Here is a 277-nt window from a genome sequence, read left to right on the forward strand (position 1 = left end):
GACAGGAGAGGACCTGGGGTTCTCGCTGCTCTTTGATGAGATCAAGGAAGCGCGTCGCGCAGACCCGGCCTACCTGAGCCAGGGCGAATGGCAGGCCGATCTCAAGAAGTCCGACTGGAACGCCGTCATCTCGTTGACTGCCGACGGCCTGGCCGAGCAGAGCAAGGACCTGTCGCTGGCGGGCTGGCTTTGCGAAGGCCTGGCGCATCGTGATCACTTCACGGGCCTGGCCTGGGGACTGGAGCTGATGACGGCGCTGTGTGAGCAGTACTGGGAG

General features: G+C 63.9%; 1 protein-coding gene. It reads left to right on the forward strand.

The genetic code is table 11. The features are described 5' to 3' along the window. On the forward strand, positions 1 to 277 hold a 277-nt coding region (locus tag R0J88_RS19835; RefSeq protein WP_410900852.1), incomplete at both ends, for a type VI secretion system ImpA family N-terminal domain-containing protein.

The sequence above is a fragment of the Pseudoalteromonas sp. SIMBA_162 genome, from assembly GCF_046535955.1.
GTDB lineage: Bacteria > Pseudomonadota > Gammaproteobacteria > Enterobacterales > Alteromonadaceae > Pseudoalteromonas > Pseudoalteromonas marina.